We start from the raw sequence: 17,015 nt of genomic DNA, 5'->3' as shown, positions 1-17,015 counted from the left end.
TAAATCAATTCGTTAAATACTATCTTTGGAATCTGTCGTTAAACGTTTTAGCCACGCTCTTGCAGTTGATTGAGCTCAAAATGGGCAACCGATGCGATAACCAGATCCGCTACTGGTTCTAATTCGCTGTGTTGAGCCGTACCCGTCAGCACACCAACATTGCTTGCGCCTGCATTGCGGCCAAATTCCATATCCGAAACCGTGTCACCAAACATGATCACTTCGTGTGGCTCAATGCCGCATTTTTCACAGAATGCGTTGAGTAGTGCGGGCGCTGGCTTAGGTTCGATATCACCATCGGAGTAACCAACATAATCGAACATCTCGCTCAAACCTGATTGCTCTAACGTGTAGATGGTTGAGTCTTTGGTATCCGCAGTCGCGATGCCTAAAATCATGCCTTGCTGCTTGAACAGACCGAGCTTTTCGGTCACACCCGGTAGGGCTTCAATCCAGCTAGGGTTCTCTTCGACTTCATCATTGAAAGCCGCTTTGGTCACCTTGGTAAAGTCAGCGAGCGAGACACTGGGTTGCAGCATGTTGAACCACGCTGTCGCGGTATCTTCCACTGGGTTTGAGGCTAATAGCCCATAATTATCAACCACATTACCTTCCACGCCGATGGCCAAGAGTAACTCAGCAGGTGTGACAGTTTGATTACCTTGGTGTTGGTCACTGTAAGATTTCACACGCTCACAAGCACCACGAGAAACGTTAAGCCACATCTTGTGGAACTCTAACAATGTGCCGTCTTTATCAAATAACATCGCCTTAAATTTCATCACGACTCATTCGCTCCATTAGTTCTCCCCAAGTACGCACTAAGGGTTGGTTAAATTCTGGTTGTTTGCCGTCGAATACGGCATTGATGCAGCCTTCAAATTCATTATTAGTAGATGAAGATTGAGTGCTGTTCGATCCTGTTGAGAATGGAAGATCTCCACGACGAATATCGACACGGCACCAACAGTAGCCCTCATCAATATGGATACTTTGCAGCTCATCACTCAACGCCATTCGATCAACAATTTCGCCATCCACCACGCACTCCGCGTAGTAAGGGTTTTCTGAATCAGTTACTGCGATACGATAACTAAGCGCCTGCCCTTGAGAGTCGTTACCCGGCAGCAAATCACCTAAGTTGATATCAAACTTCAAGCCGCAACGGCGCTCTAAATACACTTGTCCATTGCGCAGACCCGACAAAATTCCTTCACCACTTAAGCCATGGCTGTAAACGAAGGTTGATGGGTCACCGTAAATAGAAGGCTCATCCGATTTAGGATTACGTTCATGGGGCTCAAGGTGTGAATCGCTGCCGCCAATCGCCGTAATGCGCTGGCCACAATTCCACATTTCATTGAGAACCAATAACGCCTCTTCGGTCGCTTTCGGTGAGGTCGACCAAGTTGGGTCACAACACACTTCAAACGTCGAAACTTGGCTGAGATCCACTTGATCGTAATGCCAATGCCACGGCTTCATCATCGGGTGATTAATGCCAAGGGAACTGTGTCCGCCATTGTGTCCACTTCTAGCTAAGCACAATCCGGCTTCCATGGTTGCTTGACTGCTGTGTTCAACGTTTCTGAGATCCAAAGACTTAACCGGGCCATGCACATTGAAGTGCCCGAGATCGGTCGTCACTTCTAACGCAGGTAAGAACAAACATTGGTTTGATACAGGCAACTTAGGCTGACAAATGTTGTGCTCAGTGAAAAAGAAGAAATCGAGCCCTTGTGATTCCACAATATCTTTAGCCGCAGCTAAGGTATTGTGACCATCAGAAAGCTGAGTGTGAGCGTGTAAATCACCACGATACCAGCGAGAATCAGAGCTCAGCATGTGGCTGTAATCAAACTCGATATCGTGATCCATTGTGACTGTTGGGTTCAGTTCTAGCTCACTCTCAATTCCGTCAGTACCTAGCTCATTAAAATGATTAACTAACTCATCAGTGCAAAGCACATCGACTTGATACTGCATCGCACGTTCGGTGCGAAACTCACCTTCGAGATTGTAAAGTTCTAAGAACCATTCGCCCGATGGAATCGCACCATCAATTGCGCCTAGCCCTGAGTTTTTCGGTTGAATTGTGAGTGACTTGTGCGCCTTTTCAAACAACACCTTGCCACGAAATGCTTGGTTGGCATCGTAGGCCGCTGCGTATAAGAATCCTTTTTTCACCGTCGTACCAGTAATGGTTACGCAGTGAGAACCTGCTGGCACATCAAAGGGGATACGTACTCTGCCAAACGACAGCTCACCTTGAAATTGGGTCATTGTCTTCACCAAATTCGTCCTAATTGAAGGACTGGGTCAAAAGAGGCCCACCCGAATAGATGGGCATTTATGCATGCAAAGATAGTTTTAACCACTTTACAGATTAAGAACGATTCGCTCGGTCTAGTGCGCGTTGTGCTTTCTTAGCTGCTTGTTTTAGCGCTTGGTCAGCTGGCACGTTTTGGATTTGAATCTGATCCGCTGCCACTTTCAGAGCGTCCATGATCTTACCGTTGGTAGGGTCTAGGAAGTCTTTGGTCGCCGTGTTCGCTTGCTTCAAAGGAATCAGAGCTTGCGGGTTATCTTTAGTGAACGCTTGGTATTCTGGTACTTCAGAAACGCTGTTACGCACTGGGATGTAACCCGTGAACATTGACCATGCCGCCGTGTTCTTCGCATTGGTGTAGAACTCAACGAATTCGAACGCACCTTTTGCTGCTGCTTCGTCTGTGCCTTTTGGCATCACGTAAACCAGCGCACCCGCTTGTGGCGCAGAAGGGTTTGATCCCCAACCTGGCTGTGTGGTTGCTGAAAGCTTAGTGAAATCCAAATCACCTTGGTCACCCGATGAACCTGTGTAACCCAACGCGTTGTCTTTCATGACGTCATCGATGGTTTTGTACCAGTATTCCCAACCTTGACCGCCGTAGTGAATACGCATGATTTGATCATCGTGGATCCACTTACGGAAACTGTCCCAAACCTCAACCCATTCAGCCGAGTCGATTAACACGGTTTTGCCGTCATCACTGATGATCTTCGCACCGTTAGAGAAAGCCGCGTCAATCATGTTGTCTTGACCCCACATTGGCTCCCAGCCATAAAACGTCACGTTGCCTTTCTCATCACGCTGTGTGACTTTTTCAGCGACCTTAGCCACGCCTTGCCATGTGTTTAGGTCTTGCTCGGTAAAACCGTTGTCTGCCAATACCTGCTTGTTGTAGTAGAACACTTGAGTTGTACCGTAAGCAGGCAAGCCGATGATGGTCCCGTCGTCTGCGGTCACTTGGTCTTTAAACGCGCCAATGAAATCAGAGAAGTTAAACTCTTCATCCATGAAAGTCGTTAGGTCGCGGCTCAAACCACGTCCGTGCATCGCTTCCGCACGACCTGAATCTAGCAGCACAAGTTCCGGTGCAGTTCTAGACGCAAGACCTGCTTGCAGCTTCTGGTAGGTTTCCGTGTAGTTACCTTGCAAAGCTGGCTTCACCACATACTCATCTTGGCTCGCGTTGAACTCTTCGATGAGTTTAGTCATCATTTGCTGTGGCTTAGTACCACCGGAATACCAAAAGTTAACTTCGGTTGCGGCAAGAACACTGCTAGAGAACATAGACGCGCTTGCAGCGCCAGCACACACTAGTGCTAGAGTTTTTAGTTTCATTTCCGTTTACTCTTTTACGCCGTTATCGGCGATACCTGAAAGAATCGTCTTTTGACAAATGACGAATAGAATTAACAAAGGCAATACTGCAATGGTGCTCGCCGCCATGATTTGCGACCAGTTCAATCCATAGTTACCTTCGGCAATAAAGTAGTGACGAATCCCGGTCGCAATCAGGTTAAGATCCTGAGTGGTGATAACCAAGCTAGGCCACATGTAGCTGTTGTAATTGGTAATAAAAGTGATGAGGAACAGTGTTGCGACTGCTGCTCGGCATTGCGGTAAGATGATTGCCCATAAGATCTTGAGCTCACCTGCACCATCAATTCGTGCCGCTTCAATCAGCGACGGATGCACCTTAATAAACACTTGGCGTAGATAAAACACACCGAAAACCGACGCCGCGTTCGACGCCACTAAGCCCATGTGTGAATCCAACAAACCCAGTTTTGCCAAGGTGATATAAGACGGAATGTACGTCACTGCGCCCGGCAACATGTAACAGCCCATCACGATAAAATAGAGCACCGTCTTCGAGCGAAACTTCAGCTGAGTCAACGCATATGCAAACATCGCTGAATTCACAATCACCAACAGCGTAGTGAACAAAGCCACGCTAAAACTGTTGAAGATGTACAAGCCAAACGGTGCGCTGTGAAAGGTTTCCACAAACGTTTCCCAACGAAACTGCTCTGGAATCAAGTCCAGCGGGTTAGCAAAGATCTCATCGTTGCTTTTCAGTGAACCAGACAGCATCCATAAGAACGGGAACACCATAATGGTTCCGCAGGTCGCTAAGAAAAGGTGCTTAGCCAGTGCGATAAACGAACGGCGATCCACTGAGCTTTTCTTTGACCCAACCTCTGATTTGGTCGCTTTCGTTTGAGCTGTGACTTTAGGTTCAGCCGCTCTTTGAGTTAAGACTTGATTGGCATCCAATACTTGCGTGGTCATAATTCTGTCCTTTCAAAAATCGACTAGTAGTACACCCAGCGCTTGCCGATGTAGGTATTAATAAGTGCCAACAATCCAGTAATCAGGAATATCACTAACGATGTCGCGGCCGCAGGTCCCATTTCGTAACGCTCAAACGCTTGTTGGTAGAACAAGTACAACAAGGTACGTGTCTCTCCGCCTGGGCCACCTTGCGTTAGGATCTGGAACTGATCGAACGCCTGCATTGCCGTGATAATGTTGACCTCCACCAAGAAGAACGTAGTTGGTGAAATCAGCGGCAGCGTTATCTTCAAAATGCGCGTTAAGCTGCTGCAACCATCAATCAAAGAGGCTTCGTACAGAGACTCTGGAATCTTATTAAGCGCACTGATGTAAAACAGCATCGTCCAACCAATCGCCTGCCAAACCGTCACGATAATCACCGCAATCAAGGCTGTGTTACCGTTCTCTAACCATGGAATCGCGCTAAACCCTGCCGACTCTAATAAGTGGTTTGCCAAGCCCGATTTGGTCTCAAATACCCAAGACCACACAATCGACACAGCGACTGTGGGTGTAATCCAAGGCGAGAAGATCACCGCACGATAAAATTGGCTGCCCTTGAAGTTTTTGTGCAGCAGCATGGCAAACACGAGACCAAGAATGATGGTAGGAATCACCACACCGACTGAGAACCAAAACGTGTTGAGCACTGCTTGAATAAACTCGTAGTCCTCAACCATGTACTCGTAATTTTCTAAACCGATGAACGAATAATCTGGCGAGATGTAATCCCAATCGGTGAAGCTGATATAAATCGAATAACCAAATGGTACGAGCCAAAAAGTAAACAATGGCACCAACAACGGTGCGGTAAATAACAGTACCTTTAAGCGGTTTTTCATTGGTTGTGAGAAAGCACTCATGGTGACCTCATCCTTATTTGTATGCGGTTAAACTAAGTGTTTTTTATGACAGGTTAGTAAGAGCACCCTTCATTTTTTTTATGGCTATCCATAAGAAAATCTTTACTCCAGTTCACCGTCTTCCATTTGGTGATAGAGCCAATCGCAGAAGAAATTCACCTTGGCGCTGCGACTGTGTTTGGTAATCAGATAGTGGGCAGATTCTGCAGGCATCGAGGATTCGTTTGCCAACACAAGGTCTTCTTTCTTGAGCAATTCAGACACCGCGAGCGAACGCACCAGCAACATTCCAATACCGTGCTTAACCGCTTCTAAGGCATGTAAAGAGTTACTCACTTCGAGCAGAACCTTAGGTAATGTCATCTCGAATTGGTTGTGGCCAAGCCATTGCAGCCAGTTCTCTCGGTAGCCTTTCACCTGAACCGTCGGCAGAGCAGCAAAGTCATGCTTACTGAGTATTTCTTGATGCTCAGATTTGAATTGAGGGCTGCACACCAACTGCCAGTGTTCTTGAAACAGTCGCTCACAATGGGTGTCTTCGCTTTCGACCTTGCCGTTAGTCAGTTCGATATCGACATTCTGGCAAGGGTTGGTTGATGGCCAGTCCACCAGCTGAATATCGAGCCTGATAAAAGGGTATTTTTGATAAAAGGATGGCAGGCGAGGTAACAGCCAGTTATGACAAAAGGTATGGTTTACGCGCAGGCTCAACACGTCGGTTTCTTTTTCACCGAACAAGATCTGAGTCTGCAATTTAAGGTGAGCAAGTGAACCTGCCACAATCGGTTGATAATGCTGAGCAGCTGACGTCAGCTTTGCGCCTTTAGAGCTGCGTTCAAACAAGGTGGTATCGAGGAAGGTTTCTAAACTTTTGAGCTGTTGGCTAACCGCCGCTTGCGTGACACAAAGCTCTCGGGCAGCCGCGCCAATGGAACCAAGACGAGCAACAGCTTCGAACGCAACAAGAGCACGTAGAGGGGGTAACATGGCTTCACCTGATTGAAATAAAAGTGAAAAATACTTCAATCAGGTTTCAGTTTTTTGCGGTTACCGTTACAGATTAATGACGAAGGGACGTTGATCAGATATTTATGATCACCGTCCCTTTTCTTCTATCTCTTATATCTATGCGTTAGGCCTGAACTCGCATTTGGCCTATCTATTCTTTGATGTAGAGGTCCTTAGAATAGATACGCCCTTCCACGTTGTTCTTCGCAAAGCCACCAACACTTGGTCGCACTAGGCGAGCCTGCATGTAGTAGTAGATTGGCGCGATAGGCATATCTTCAGCCAGTAACTGCTCCGCTTGATCATAGAATCCTTGGCGATCTTGCTCATTAGTTGCTGACAGTGCGCTGTCCATTGCAGCGTCGTACTTGTCGTTGTTGTAACGCGCAAAGTTACCCGAAGACTCAGAGCGCAATAAGCTCAAGAAGGTCGACGCTTCATTGTAATCGCCGCACCAAGAAGCACGCATCACATCGAAGTCACCTTGGCGACGTGATACTAGGTAAGACTTCCACTCTTGGTTTTCAAGTTCAACTTGCGCGCCTAGGTTGCCTTTGAGCATTGAAGCGATGGCCACTGCAATCGACTTGTTCGACTCACTGGTGTTGTAGAGCAATTTGAAGTCCAATGAGTTAGAAGCATCGTAGCCCGCATCTTTCAGCAGCTCTTTTGCTTTTTGGTCACGTTCCTTTTGAGTCCATTTGCTGTATTCAGGCTGAGTCGCATCAAAGCCTGCTGTATATTCATGAGCAAAGGTATAAGCCGGCAAGTTACCCACCTGAGTGACGCCATTGGTAATCACATCACGCATCATTGAGTAAGACACCGCTTTACGCACTCTCGCGTCATCAAACGGAGGTCGCGTGGTATTGAAAGCATAGTAGTAAGTACACAACAAAGGCACCGCGGTAAACGCATCTTGGTATTTAGTCTTAAGCTGTTGCGCCATATGTGTTGGTACGTCAGAAGTGATATCCACCTCGCCCACCGCATAACGGTTAATCGAAGCGTTTTGGTTTTCGAACGGAATGTAAGTCACTTGGGTTAGATTGGTATCTGAACTGTCCCAATAGTTAGGATTCTTCTTCAGTTCGATGCGTTCGTTAATCACCCACTCGTCCAATACAAACGCACCATTACCCACAAAATGCTTAGGGTCACTCCACGGCTTATCGCTGTTTTCTAGCGTTGCCTTATGAACGGGCATCATCGATGTATGGCCTGTCATCGCCACAAAGTAAGGCACCTTGCTATCGAGCTCGAACTTCACCGTGTGTTTATCAACGGCTGAGACACCTAGATCTTCAACGGGCTTCTTACCTTCTGCCACGTCAGCAATGTTGTTGATTCTGGTGAGCTTTAGATACCACACGTTTGGCGAAGCCAGTTTCGGGTCGACCGCGCGTCTTATCGCGTACACGAAATCATCGGCCGTCACCGGATCGCCATTCGACCATTTTGCGTCTTTACGCAGATGGAATACAAACGTCTGGTTGTCTTCGGTTTCCCAAGACTCCGCGACACCTGGGGTGATATTGCCATCGCGATCTTGAATCACTAAACCTTCAAATAGGTCACGTAGAATGTGCATTTCCGGTAGGCCTTCTGCTTTCGCAGGGTCAAGCGTCGCGGCTTCTGCATCGTTAGCACGAACTAAATGCTGGTCTTTTGCCAGTGAAACACCGGCAGGTAAGGTTTCAGCAACGGCAGTCACTGATATAAAAGGGGTCAATAAAGATGAAATGAGTAAAGCCGTTGAATGTTTTTTAAAATCCATGTTTGTTTGCTCTCCTAGCCTATCTTTGAAGCAAGTAATAAAATTAACAATGCGACGGTTGACGAGTTTTGACGCTATGGTTTATTTAAAGGGGTTCATCTAATGGACTTAGTTAATGATTAATATAGCCAATAGTGAATACTTGATAGTACTTGATCAATCAGGAGATTAAGGTGAGTTTAATTCCAAGAACGGAAAGAGCTGCGTTTTCAATAAAGCCGCTGTCATATGGAAAATCGGTGTTGGGTGCGCCTTTGCTCTATTTCCCCGCGCAAATAGAAAGCGAATCTCGCGGGCTGATTTTAGCAGGCACACACGGTGATGAAACCGCTTCTATCGCAGGTTTGTCTTGCGCCCTGAGAAGCTTGTCAGCCGCCAATTTACGACACGATGTGATTCTGTCGATGAACCCAGACGGCAATCAACTCGGCACTCGCGCCAACGCAAACCAAGTCGATCTGAACCGCGCCTTCCCAACTCAAAATTGGACAGCAAATGGCACCGTTTATCGCTGGAGCTCTCACACACCAGTCAGAGATGTAAAAGTGAGAACCGGGCAAGCCGAACAACTCGAACCTGAAGTGCAATCGCTCATCAACCTGATTGAACAGCGCAAACCTAAATTCGTCATCTCTTTCCACGAACCACTCGCCATAGTCGATGACCCCGATCAATCGGAACTTGCCACTTGGCTGAGCAAGCAATTCAACCTACCGCTCGTCGAAGACGTGGATTACGAAACCCCAGGCTCATTCGGCACTTGGTGCCAAAAAAGAAGCCTACCGTGCATTACCGTAGAACTGCCGCCCGTTTCAGCGGATTTGACTATCGAACAGTATTTGGATGCATTTGTGGCAGTGTTGGGGTGTGAGGGAGCTGTTTAGACAAACACGTTTTTAGAGAGGAATGAGTAAGTGGCTTTGCTAAATTAGTATTTCATGACTAACTACAATTAACGAAAGTCACTTAACTTGATCTCCATTATTGATGGTGCAGATCAGTTGTGTTTCGGAGTTCAATGTAGACAACCAGATAGCACAACCAAGTAAACTAATAGACTTTAAACTATTAATTTCACTACCATAATCAACATGACGAACATCACCATGCATAATCCCATTTCTGTTCGGCCCTCGCTGCTTTTGTGCATCTGAGCATATAGATTTATCAGCGCCAATCTGGTTTTTAACAAATGTACTTGATAGAAAGGCATCAAAGAAGACTCCTTCATCAAATTTTCTAATTTCATTTATTTTTTCATACGAGCGAGACTTATTATTGAAGATACTTCTCTTAAATTCTTCATTAAACACACCCTCAGCTTGAGCTAAAAAAATAGGAATTGCCCCATAATACTCTCCTGCATGATGAAGCCTAAAAGCAGCTTCTAATACACCCGTACGTTCTTTTGCATGTTGTAAGCAATACTGCTTATTTTCATCCAGACATTCGCGGTTTCTCTTCATAAAGAACGTATTAATATCATTTTGTTGCTGCAATTTACGTAAGTTGCCACCAACCTTGGCATAAGGAGTTGGATACCAACCCCATTTAGCCAACTCAATAGAGGTTTCAGCACGTTTTCTAGCTGACTTTTCAAAAAAATCGTCTTCGAGAATCACTAATTTGCCCCATAGAAATATAACCTTGCTATACGGCACCTCGCCGTATTTTGCGTCTATATAGTGCAGCCTTTCACATATCACTTCAATTTGTAATCAATAAGTTAGTTACCACATTGAGAGATTATACTGCTCAGTAAAGTATGATATCTAAATGTATTGAATTAGGATAACTTTTAGTAGAGCAAACGCACGCCAATAAAATGTGAATGAGTATTTACTCTGACTGATTTTGGAGCAAAAACGAGTTAGAGATCCTAATGACTCACCGACGTCGAAAACAAGTTAATAATCACAACACCCACCAAAATCAAAGCGATCCCGATGATCGCGAAGATATCGAGTTTTTGCCCGTAGACCAGCCAAGACAGAGCTGCGACTAGCACTATCCCTGCCCCACACCAAATCGTATATGCCACACCCAAAGACATGGTTTGCACCGTGAGAGACAACAGATAAAAAGCACAGCCGTAGCTCGCCAATACCGCGGCAGTGGCCGGTAAAGAAGTAAATTGCTGCGTTTTAGGTAATAGAGAAGTTGCGACAACTTCAAGCACGATGGCGAGTGAAAGCATCACTGGAGGTGGGAGAGATAAAAGCATGTTTAAGTCTACAACGAGAAAATAGGCGGAAAGCTTACGTCCCATTTGTTTCTAATAAATGTCTTACCTACATAGTTCCTGTTTACAGTGTCCTTAGATTTTCTGAGTAACTAACCCTCCTTTCAGAACTCTTCTTAATACACTCATTATTACAAATACGTAATAATTATTTTCTATTTAAAGGGATTATCAAAACATGCACTCACACCTATACTAGCTCCAACAAAACGAGAGAGCGGAAACAATTAAGCTCAACTACTCTTAACGGGTTGAATTTAATTGCACGGTTATCCGCTGTACTGACATATATAGGAAACATCCAATGACAATCGAAATTAAACCTGGTCAAACGCATATCAAATCAAAAGCAATGGTTGCATGGGCAGCTGGCGAGCCACTAAAAATGGAAGAAGTTGATGTACAACTTCCTAAAGCTGGTGAGGTTCTAGTTCGCATCGTTGCTACTGGTGTTTGTCACACTGACGCATTCACATTATCAGGTGACGATCCAGAAGGTATCTTCCCTTCAATTCTTGGTCACGAAGGTGGCGGCATCGTTGAGATGATCGGCGAAGGCGTTACAAGTGTTGAGATTGGCGACCACGTTATCCCACTTTACACAGCTGAATGTGGCGAATGTAAGTTCTGTAAATCTGGTAAAACTAACCTATGCCAAGCGGTTCGTGAAACGCAAGGTAAAGGCCTAATGCCAGACGGTACAAGCCGCTTCTCTATCAATGGCGAAACAATTTTCCATTACATGGGTTGCTCTACTTTCTCTGAGTACACAGTACTTCCAGAAATCTCTCTAGCGAAAGTAAGCAAAGAAGCACCACTTGAAGAAGTTTGTCTTCTAGGTTGTGGTGTAACAACGGGTATGGGCGCGGTACTGAACACAGCTAAAGTTGAAAAAGGTGACAACGTTGCTGTATTCGGCCTAGGCGGTATCGGTCTTTCTGCAATCATTGGTGCTCGCATGGCTGGTGCTGACCGCATCATCGGCGTTGATATCAACGAGAGCAAATTCGAGCTAGCAAAACAGCTTGGCGCGACTGATTGCATCAACCCAACTAAATTCGACAAACCAATCCAAGACGTTATCGTTGAGATGACAGACGGCGGTGTTGAGTACTCTTTCGAGTGTATTGGTAACGTAAACGTGATGCGTCAAGCACTTGAGTGCTGTCACAAAGGTTGGGGCGAATCAGTCATCATTGGTGTTGCGGGTGCAGGTCAAGAGATCTCAACTCGTCCATTCCAACTAGTGACTGGTCGTGTATGGCGTGGTTCTGCTTTCGGTGGTGTTAAAGGCCGCTCTGAGCTTCCAGAAATCGTTAACCGTTACATGGCAGGTGAGTTTGGTCTGCAAGAGTTCATCACTCACACAATGGGTCTGCAAGACGTAAACGAAGCATTCGACCTAATGCACAAAGGTGAATCTATCCGTACTGTTCTACACATGGATAAATAATACCAATCGTAGTAAATAACTGGTCATTCTAGCTTGTTAAAACACTCGATAATGGCGTTAGAAATTTTGATTGTAGAATAACTACTTATCGAAAATTTCTGCCTTGTTCTCAAGCCTTTTTCCTGCGCTATTTATGACCATCTACTTACTGTGATTGGTATAACACCTCTTGGTCTCGATACTTAGGTGTCGAGGCCAAAGCTATAAATGAAAAGCAACAAACTGTCTTCACCACCTCCTGCCCGGTGGGTGGTGAAACTTTAAATGACATAGACAAGTTATTCCCCAAAACCATCAACCTAACGGAGCACAATAGATGACAATCGAAAACATTAGCCAAGCAAAGGTTGCTGGTGGTTGGCACAAACAATACACCCACTTTTCTGCAACGCTTGACTGCAACATGCGTTTTGCGATTTTCTTGCCACCTAACGCAAGCAAAGAAAACCCAGTTCCTGTTTTGTATTGGTTATCAGGCTTAACCTGTACCGATGAAAACTTCATGCAAAAAGCCAGCGCTTTCAAAGCCGCGGCTGAGCAAGGCATTGCGATTGTTGCACCCGATACTAGCCCACGTGGCGAAGGTGTTGCCGACAATGAAAGCTACGATCTCGGCCAAGGTGCAGGCTTCTATGTGAATGCCACTCAAGCACCATGGGACAGCCATTACCACATGTACGATTACGTGGTAACAGAGCTTCCAGCTTTGATTGAATCGTTCTTCCCAGTAACGTCTGTGAAATCCATTTCAGGTCACAGCATGGGCGGACACGGTGCCCTAACGATTGGTATTAAAAACGAAAATAGCTACCGTTCTATCTCGGCATTCAGCCCAATCACCAACCCAATGCAATGCCCTTGGGGACAAAAAGCATTCAACCAATATCTAGGCTTAGATATTGAAGAGTGGAAACACTACGATGCCTCTGAGCTTCTAAAAACCAAAGGCACTAAGCTACCAATGTTGGTTGACCAAGGCGAAGCGGACAACTTCCTAATTGAGCAGCTTAAACCTGAGCAATTAGTCGAAGCGGCTAAGGTAACCAATGCCGATTTAGAGCTACGTATGCAGCCAGGTTACGACCATAGCTACTTCTTCATCTCTAGCTTTATTGATGAGCATATTGAGTTCCACGCTGCTTACCTAAACAAGTAGTCACACCGATTTAGCCCACACCTTGCAAAAGCGTGAGGTGTGGGCTTTTTTGTGCCTGCTGTTTGGGCAAGCCCGCTGTTACTTAATAGCAGCAACAACGATTCACACTTTCAAGCACCCCGCTATACCAACAAAAACAATACAACTAAAAGGTACGACTATGAGCTGGTTTTTCTTAATGATGGGCGTGATGGCGGAAGCACTTTCTCACGTAGCACTTAAAGCAACCGACGGTTTCAGCTTGTCTAAACCTATCCCTGCTTTATTGGTGATTTCAGGACACTTGGCGGCATTTCTATTTTTGAGCCAAGCTATGAAAGGGATGCCAGTTGGTGTGGTTCACTCTTTGTGGGCAGGTTTAGCTATCGTGACAGTGAGTCTGATTTCTACGTTCGTTTACCGCCAGCACCTCGATACCATGGTGTGGATCGGCATGTTATTCGTTGCGGCTGGTGTTGTGATGATAAACCTGTCGCAAGGTCACTCGCACTAGTGTAGATAATGACTTATGAACAGTGTGTCAATTCGTTCAAATTTCCTAACAGACAGGTGTCACCTTCACTTATTCATACTCTTACAATCAGCAAATCAAACCTGTTACCATAGCGCCTTCAACATCACCTATTTTGAAGGTTGCTATGAAAGCAATTAAGACTCTTTTCTTCCTGATGGTTTTATTGAGCGGTCTATTTACCGCTTGGCTGTTTATCCCGATTCCAGCGACCATGGACAAGCAAACGCTCGACGTTCCATTAACGGAACCGTTCAAGCTTGTGGCGTACCGCAGCAACCCGAATGATGCGAGCAAGCCGCTGACTTACCACTACTATGTGATTTCAGATGTGGTTGGCATAGACGACATGGATCCGTTCCTAGTTACCACAGACCAGTTCGTGAAGCTTGGTGAATTCGACGAGAACACGTTCAATTTAACGGTTAACGGTAAGATTGAGAGCTACACCAACGATTTGTGGATCAAAAAATCTGACGGCAAGCTTCAGCACTGGTACGTAAGTGTTGATGCAAACTATATTCGTTAGAGTCGAATCCAAATAAACCCTATTTTAAAACTGCGCTTTGGCTTCCAAGCGCAGTTTTTGTTTCTAGCGCAATTTTTGTTTCAAGACGCCCGCTTTATACTCTCCCTCACTTTTTACCCACCACTGCCGTGCTCTTAAAAATACTACAAGCAGAGCAGGTTTTATAAGCTCTTGAGATAAGATAAGCTCCACCTATGCTCGACTCCCAATAAATCAAAAATAATAAAGGATCACTTGTGGAATTTACGCTCGACAAATTTAACGGCATTATCATCGACCCAGCAACAGCCCCTCACGATGCGGATTCATTCAATGCCGAACTCAGCGAGATCACCGAATTTTCAAAGCAGAACAACAAAGGCATTATTTGGATTAGTTTGCCTATTTCACTTTCGCACCTTATTCCGGTGGCGATTGAGCTTGGCTTTGTGTTTCACAACTGTCTAGAAGACGAGATTACGCTGATCCACAAATCCGAGATTGTCGAATTTGTGCCTTTCATCCCTACCCACACCTTAGGTGCTGGCGCATTGATCACCAACGAACACAACCAAGTGCTGATGATCAAAGAGCATGGTATGACAGGCTACAAGTTACCTGGCGGCCATATTGAGTTGGGTGAAGGTATTGAGGAATCGGTTGTTCGAGAAACCTTGGAAGAGACAGGTATCGAAGCCACATTCGTTTCGGTGGTTGGCATGGCGACAAGACACCCGTATCAATTCGGCAAATCAAACCTCTACTTTATTTGCCACCTGATAGCTCAAACCCAAGAGATCTCAATTCAAGACACTGATGAAATTGCAGAAGCTAAATGGATTGATGTTGAAGAGTATATTAACAACCCTGACAGCTACCCATTTAACCGCCAGTTAGTCGGTACTCTGATCGGAAAGCAAGGTTTGGAGCTCACTCAGCTAGAAGGCAACTATGGCCCTGTCCACAAGCCCGAGATCTTCTTTTCGAAAAGCTAGACCAATTCAAACATAAAAACGCCCAACTCAAATGAATTGGGCGTTTTGCTTTCACTTTTTATTTTTCTTGATTAAGCCGACTGCGTTGTTAGTTATTCTTCACTCCCTCAACTATCTAACACTTAAAGCTAATCCGTCTTAGAACGAACCTGTATTAGAAGAAACCTAACGGATTAGTATCGTAGCTGATCAATAGGTTCTTAGTGTTTTGGTAGTGGTCGAGCATCATTTTATGTGTCTCACGGCCAATACCCGATTTTTTGTAACCACCAAACGCGGCATGAGCTGGGTAAGCGTGATAACAGTTCACCCAAATACGACCTGCTTCGATGTTACGTCCCATGCGATACGCTAGGTTTGCATCACGCGTCCATACGCCTGCACCCAAGCCATATTCGGTGTCATTGGCAATCTCTAGCGCTTCTGCTTCATCTTTAAACGTCGTTACCGCGATAACAGGACCAAAGATCTCTTCTTGGAATACACGCATCTTGTTGTGCCCTTCCAGCATGGTTGGCTGAATGTAGTAACCATTACCGAGATCATCTGGTTGCTGCGCAATTTCACCACCTGTTAGCACTTTCGCACCTTCTTGACGACCGATTTCTAGGTAGCTCAAGATCTTATCAAACTGCTCTTTAGAAGCTTGTGCACCCACCTGAGTATCGGTATCTAACGGGTTACCTTGTTTAATAGTTTGAGCACGCTCGACCACCTTGGCGATGAACTTGTCGTACACCGATTCATGGATCAGCACACGTGACGGACACGTACACACTTCCCCCTGATTAAAGAACGCGAGCAACATGCCTTCGACACACTTATCTAGGTATTCATCTTCATGATTAAAGATATCTGGGAAGTAGATATTTGGAGACTTACCGCCAAGCTCAACCGTTGATGGAATCAAGCTTTCAGCCGCACATTTCAAGATGTGGTGACCGACTTCTGTTGAACCAGTAAAGGCCAATTTCGCCAAACGATCGCTGGTTGCTAACGCTTGACCCGCTTCGCTACCAAAACCATTGACGATGTTGACCACGCCAGCAGGTAGAAGATCAGCGATCTTCTCCATCATCACCAAAATCGATGTTGGTGTTTGCTCGGCGGGTTTCATCACCACACAACAGCCCGCAGCAAGTGCTGGAGCCAGTTTCCAAGCCGCCATTAAAATCGGAAAGTTCCAAGGAATGATCTGCCCTACTACACCAATTGGTTCTGGGAAGTGGTAGCTTGCGGTGTTTGAATCGAGTTCAGCTGCGCTGCCTTCTTGCGCTCGAATACAACCCGCGAAATAACGGAAGTGATCGACAACCAAAGGAATATCTGCCGCTAAGGTTTCTCGCACAGGCTTGCCGTTTTCCCATGTTTCAGCGACCGCGATTTCTTCAAGGTTCGCTTCAATGCGGTCGGCAATTTTAAGCAGGATGTTCGAACGTTCGGTCACACTGGTCGCAGCCCAACTTGCACGAGCTGCATGCGCGGCATCGAGTGCCAAGCTGATATCCGCCTCGGTTGAGCGTGCCACTTGGCAATACACCTGACCATTCACTGGGGAAGTGTTATCAAAATACTCGCCGCTGACAGGCTTCACCCACTCGCCACCGATAAAGTTATCGTATTGTGCTTTAAAGTTCACCACTGCGTTATCACTACCCGGCTGTGCGTAAATCATAGTTAGATCCTTCTTTGATTTGTTATTCGTTATTGAGCTAGAGCTGTCTTATTTTTTAGGCGGCTCCCCTTGAGAAAAGAACTCATGACAAGACGCCCATGTTTATGCTTTCTGTTTAAAACACTGATACTTCGTGTTTTCTTCACAACAGTAACAACGCA

16 protein-coding genes are annotated in these 17,015 nt (G+C 45.7%); 6 read left to right on the top strand and 10 right to left on the bottom strand.

Annotated features, from left to right (window positions below; genetic code table 11):
- Positions 1-47: 47 nt before the first annotated feature.
- From AACT19_RS01150 to AACT19_RS01120, 7 genes are all read right to left on the bottom strand, one after another.
- Positions 48-782, bottom strand: coding sequence for an HAD family hydrolase (locus tag AACT19_RS01150; protein ID WP_076644850.1), 735 nt, complete (start codon positions 780-782; stop codon positions 48-50).
- The gene (locus AACT19_RS01145) at positions 772-2,283 is read right to left on the bottom strand and encodes a CehA/McbA family metallohydrolase (RefSeq protein WP_076644849.1); all 1,512 of its coding nucleotides are present in this window, start codon (positions 2,281-2,283) and stop codon (positions 772-774) included. The genes AACT19_RS01150 and AACT19_RS01145 overlap by 11 nt, the downstream gene beginning before the upstream one ends.
- Positions 2,284-2,386: 103 nt before the next feature.
- Positions 2,387-3,667: an extracellular solute-binding protein gene (locus AACT19_RS01140; protein WP_076644848.1), complete on the bottom strand. Its 1,281-nt coding sequence runs from the start codon at positions 3,665-3,667 to the stop codon at positions 2,387-2,389.
- Positions 3,668-3,673: 6 nt separating this feature from the next.
- Positions 3,674-4,621: a carbohydrate ABC transporter permease gene (locus AACT19_RS01135; RefSeq protein WP_076644847.1), complete on the bottom strand. Its 948-nt coding sequence runs from the start codon at positions 4,619-4,621 to the stop codon at positions 3,674-3,676.
- 23 nt (positions 4,622-4,644) lie between these two features.
- Entirely contained in the window at positions 4,645-5,529 is an 885-nt protein-coding gene (locus tag AACT19_RS01130; protein ID WP_076644846.1) for a carbohydrate ABC transporter permease, read from the bottom strand.
- Between the two features lie 102 nt (positions 5,530-5,631).
- On the bottom strand, positions 5,632-6,516 hold the full coding sequence (locus AACT19_RS01125) for a LysR substrate-binding domain-containing protein (protein WP_076644845.1): 885 nt from the start codon (positions 6,514-6,516) through the stop codon (positions 5,632-5,634).
- 172 nt (positions 6,517-6,688) lie between these two features.
- A complete protein-coding gene (locus tag AACT19_RS01120; RefSeq protein ID WP_076644844.1) occupies positions 6,689-8,314 on the bottom strand; it encodes an ABC transporter substrate-binding protein in 1,626 nt (541 codons plus the stop codon).
- A 173-nt stretch (positions 8,315-8,487) separates the two neighbouring features.
- Between AACT19_RS01120 and mpaA the strand changes: the two genes are divergently transcribed.
- On the top strand, positions 8,488-9,198 hold the full coding sequence (gene mpaA, locus AACT19_RS01115) for a murein tripeptide amidase MpaA (protein ID WP_076644843.1): 711 nt from the start codon (positions 8,488-8,490) through the stop codon (positions 9,196-9,198).
- Between the two features lie 78 nt (positions 9,199-9,276).
- Here mpaA and AACT19_RS01110 read toward each other — a convergent pair whose 3' ends face one another.
- The gene (locus tag AACT19_RS01110) at positions 9,277-9,936 is read right to left on the bottom strand and encodes a hypothetical protein (protein ID WP_076644895.1); all 660 of its coding nucleotides are present in this window, start codon (positions 9,934-9,936) and stop codon (positions 9,277-9,279) included.
- Between the two features lie 257 nt (positions 9,937-10,193).
- Positions 10,194-10,538 carry a DMT family transporter gene (locus AACT19_RS01105; protein WP_076644894.1) on the bottom strand — a complete coding sequence of 115 codons (345 nt, stop codon included), beginning with the start codon at positions 10,536-10,538 and terminating at the stop codon, positions 10,194-10,196.
- A gap of 322 nt (positions 10,539-10,860) precedes the next feature.
- Between AACT19_RS01105 and AACT19_RS01100 the strand changes: the two genes are divergently transcribed.
- The 5 genes from AACT19_RS01100 to AACT19_RS01080 all read left to right on the top strand — a co-directional run bounded on the left by AACT19_RS01100 (position 10,861) and on the right by AACT19_RS01080 (position 15,179).
- Positions 10,861-12,009: an S-(hydroxymethyl)glutathione dehydrogenase/class III alcohol dehydrogenase gene (locus AACT19_RS01100; RefSeq protein WP_012601124.1), complete on the top strand. Its 1,149-nt coding sequence runs from the start codon at positions 10,861-10,863 to the stop codon at positions 12,007-12,009.
- A gap of 316 nt (positions 12,010-12,325) precedes the next feature.
- The gene (gene fghA, locus AACT19_RS01095; RefSeq protein WP_076644842.1) at positions 12,326-13,165 is read left to right on the top strand and encodes an S-formylglutathione hydrolase; all 840 of its coding nucleotides are present in this window, start codon (positions 12,326-12,328) and stop codon (positions 13,163-13,165) included.
- A 160-nt stretch (positions 13,166-13,325) separates the two neighbouring features.
- The gene (locus tag AACT19_RS01090; protein ID WP_009846216.1) at positions 13,326-13,658 is read left to right on the top strand and encodes a DMT family transporter; all 333 of its coding nucleotides are present in this window, start codon (positions 13,326-13,328) and stop codon (positions 13,656-13,658) included.
- A gap of 145 nt (positions 13,659-13,803) precedes the next feature.
- On the top strand, positions 13,804-14,205 hold the full coding sequence (locus tag AACT19_RS01085; RefSeq protein ID WP_076644841.1) for a hypothetical protein: 402 nt from the start codon (positions 13,804-13,806) through the stop codon (positions 14,203-14,205).
- Between the two features lie 236 nt (positions 14,206-14,441).
- Positions 14,442-15,179 (top strand): NUDIX domain-containing protein, encoded by a 738-nt coding sequence (locus AACT19_RS01080; protein WP_076644840.1) that lies wholly within the window; start codon positions 14,442-14,444, stop codon positions 15,177-15,179.
- Between the two features lie 154 nt (positions 15,180-15,333).
- On the opposite strand, the gene exaC is transcribed toward AACT19_RS01080, so the two are convergent.
- On the bottom strand, positions 15,334-16,854 hold the full coding sequence (gene exaC / locus AACT19_RS01075) for an acetaldehyde dehydrogenase ExaC (protein ID WP_004732897.1): 1,521 nt from the start codon (positions 16,852-16,854) through the stop codon (positions 15,334-15,336).
- Positions 16,855-17,015: the final 161 nt, after the last annotated feature.

The sequence above is a fragment of the Vibrio sp. 10N.222.47.A9 genome, from assembly GCF_963872585.1.
GTDB classification, from domain to species: Bacteria; Pseudomonadota; Gammaproteobacteria; order Enterobacterales; family Vibrionaceae; genus Vibrio; species Vibrio splendidus.
Note: the sequence above shows the minus strand (reverse complement) of the source record. Positions and strands in the feature narration are given on the sequence as shown.

Coding starts and splice junctions, on each gene's coding strand:
- AACT19_RS01150 (WP_076644850.1), bottom strand. CDS start 782: ATGAAATTTAAGGCGATGTTATTTGATAAAGACGGCACATTGTTAGAG.
- AACT19_RS01145 (WP_076644849.1), bottom strand. CDS start 2,283: ATGACCCAATTTCAAGGTGAGCTGTCGTTTGGCAGAGTACGTATCCCC.
- AACT19_RS01140 (WP_076644848.1), bottom strand. CDS start 3,667: ATGAAACTAAAAACTCTAGCACTAGTGTGTGCTGGCGCTGCAAGCGCG.
- AACT19_RS01135 (WP_076644847.1), bottom strand. CDS start 4,621: ATGACCACGCAAGTATTGGATGCCAATCAAGTCTTAACTCAAAGAGCG.
- AACT19_RS01130 (WP_076644846.1), bottom strand. CDS start 5,529: ATGAGTGCTTTCTCACAACCAATGAAAAACCGCTTAAAGGTACTGTTA.
- AACT19_RS01125 (WP_076644845.1), bottom strand. CDS start 6,516: ATGTTACCCCCTCTACGTGCTCTTGTTGCGTTCGAAGCTGTTGCTCGT.
- AACT19_RS01120 (WP_076644844.1), bottom strand. CDS start 8,314: ATGGATTTTAAAAAACATTCAACGGCTTTACTCATTTCATCTTTATTG.
- AACT19_RS01105 (WP_076644894.1), bottom strand. CDS start 10,538: ATGCTTTTATCTCTCCCACCTCCAGTGATGCTTTCACTCGCCATCGTG.
- AACT19_RS01100 (WP_012601124.1), top strand. CDS start 10,861: ATGACAATCGAAATTAAACCTGGTCAAACGCATATCAAATCAAAAGCA.
- fghA (WP_076644842.1), top strand. CDS start 12,326: ATGACAATCGAAAACATTAGCCAAGCAAAGGTTGCTGGTGGTTGGCAC.
- AACT19_RS01090 (WP_009846216.1), top strand. CDS start 13,326: ATGAGCTGGTTTTTCTTAATGATGGGCGTGATGGCGGAAGCACTTTCT.
- AACT19_RS01085 (WP_076644841.1), top strand. CDS start 13,804: ATGAAAGCAATTAAGACTCTTTTCTTCCTGATGGTTTTATTGAGCGGT.
- exaC (WP_004732897.1), bottom strand. CDS start 16,854: ATGATTTACGCACAGCCGGGTAGTGATAACGCAGTGGTGAACTTTAAA.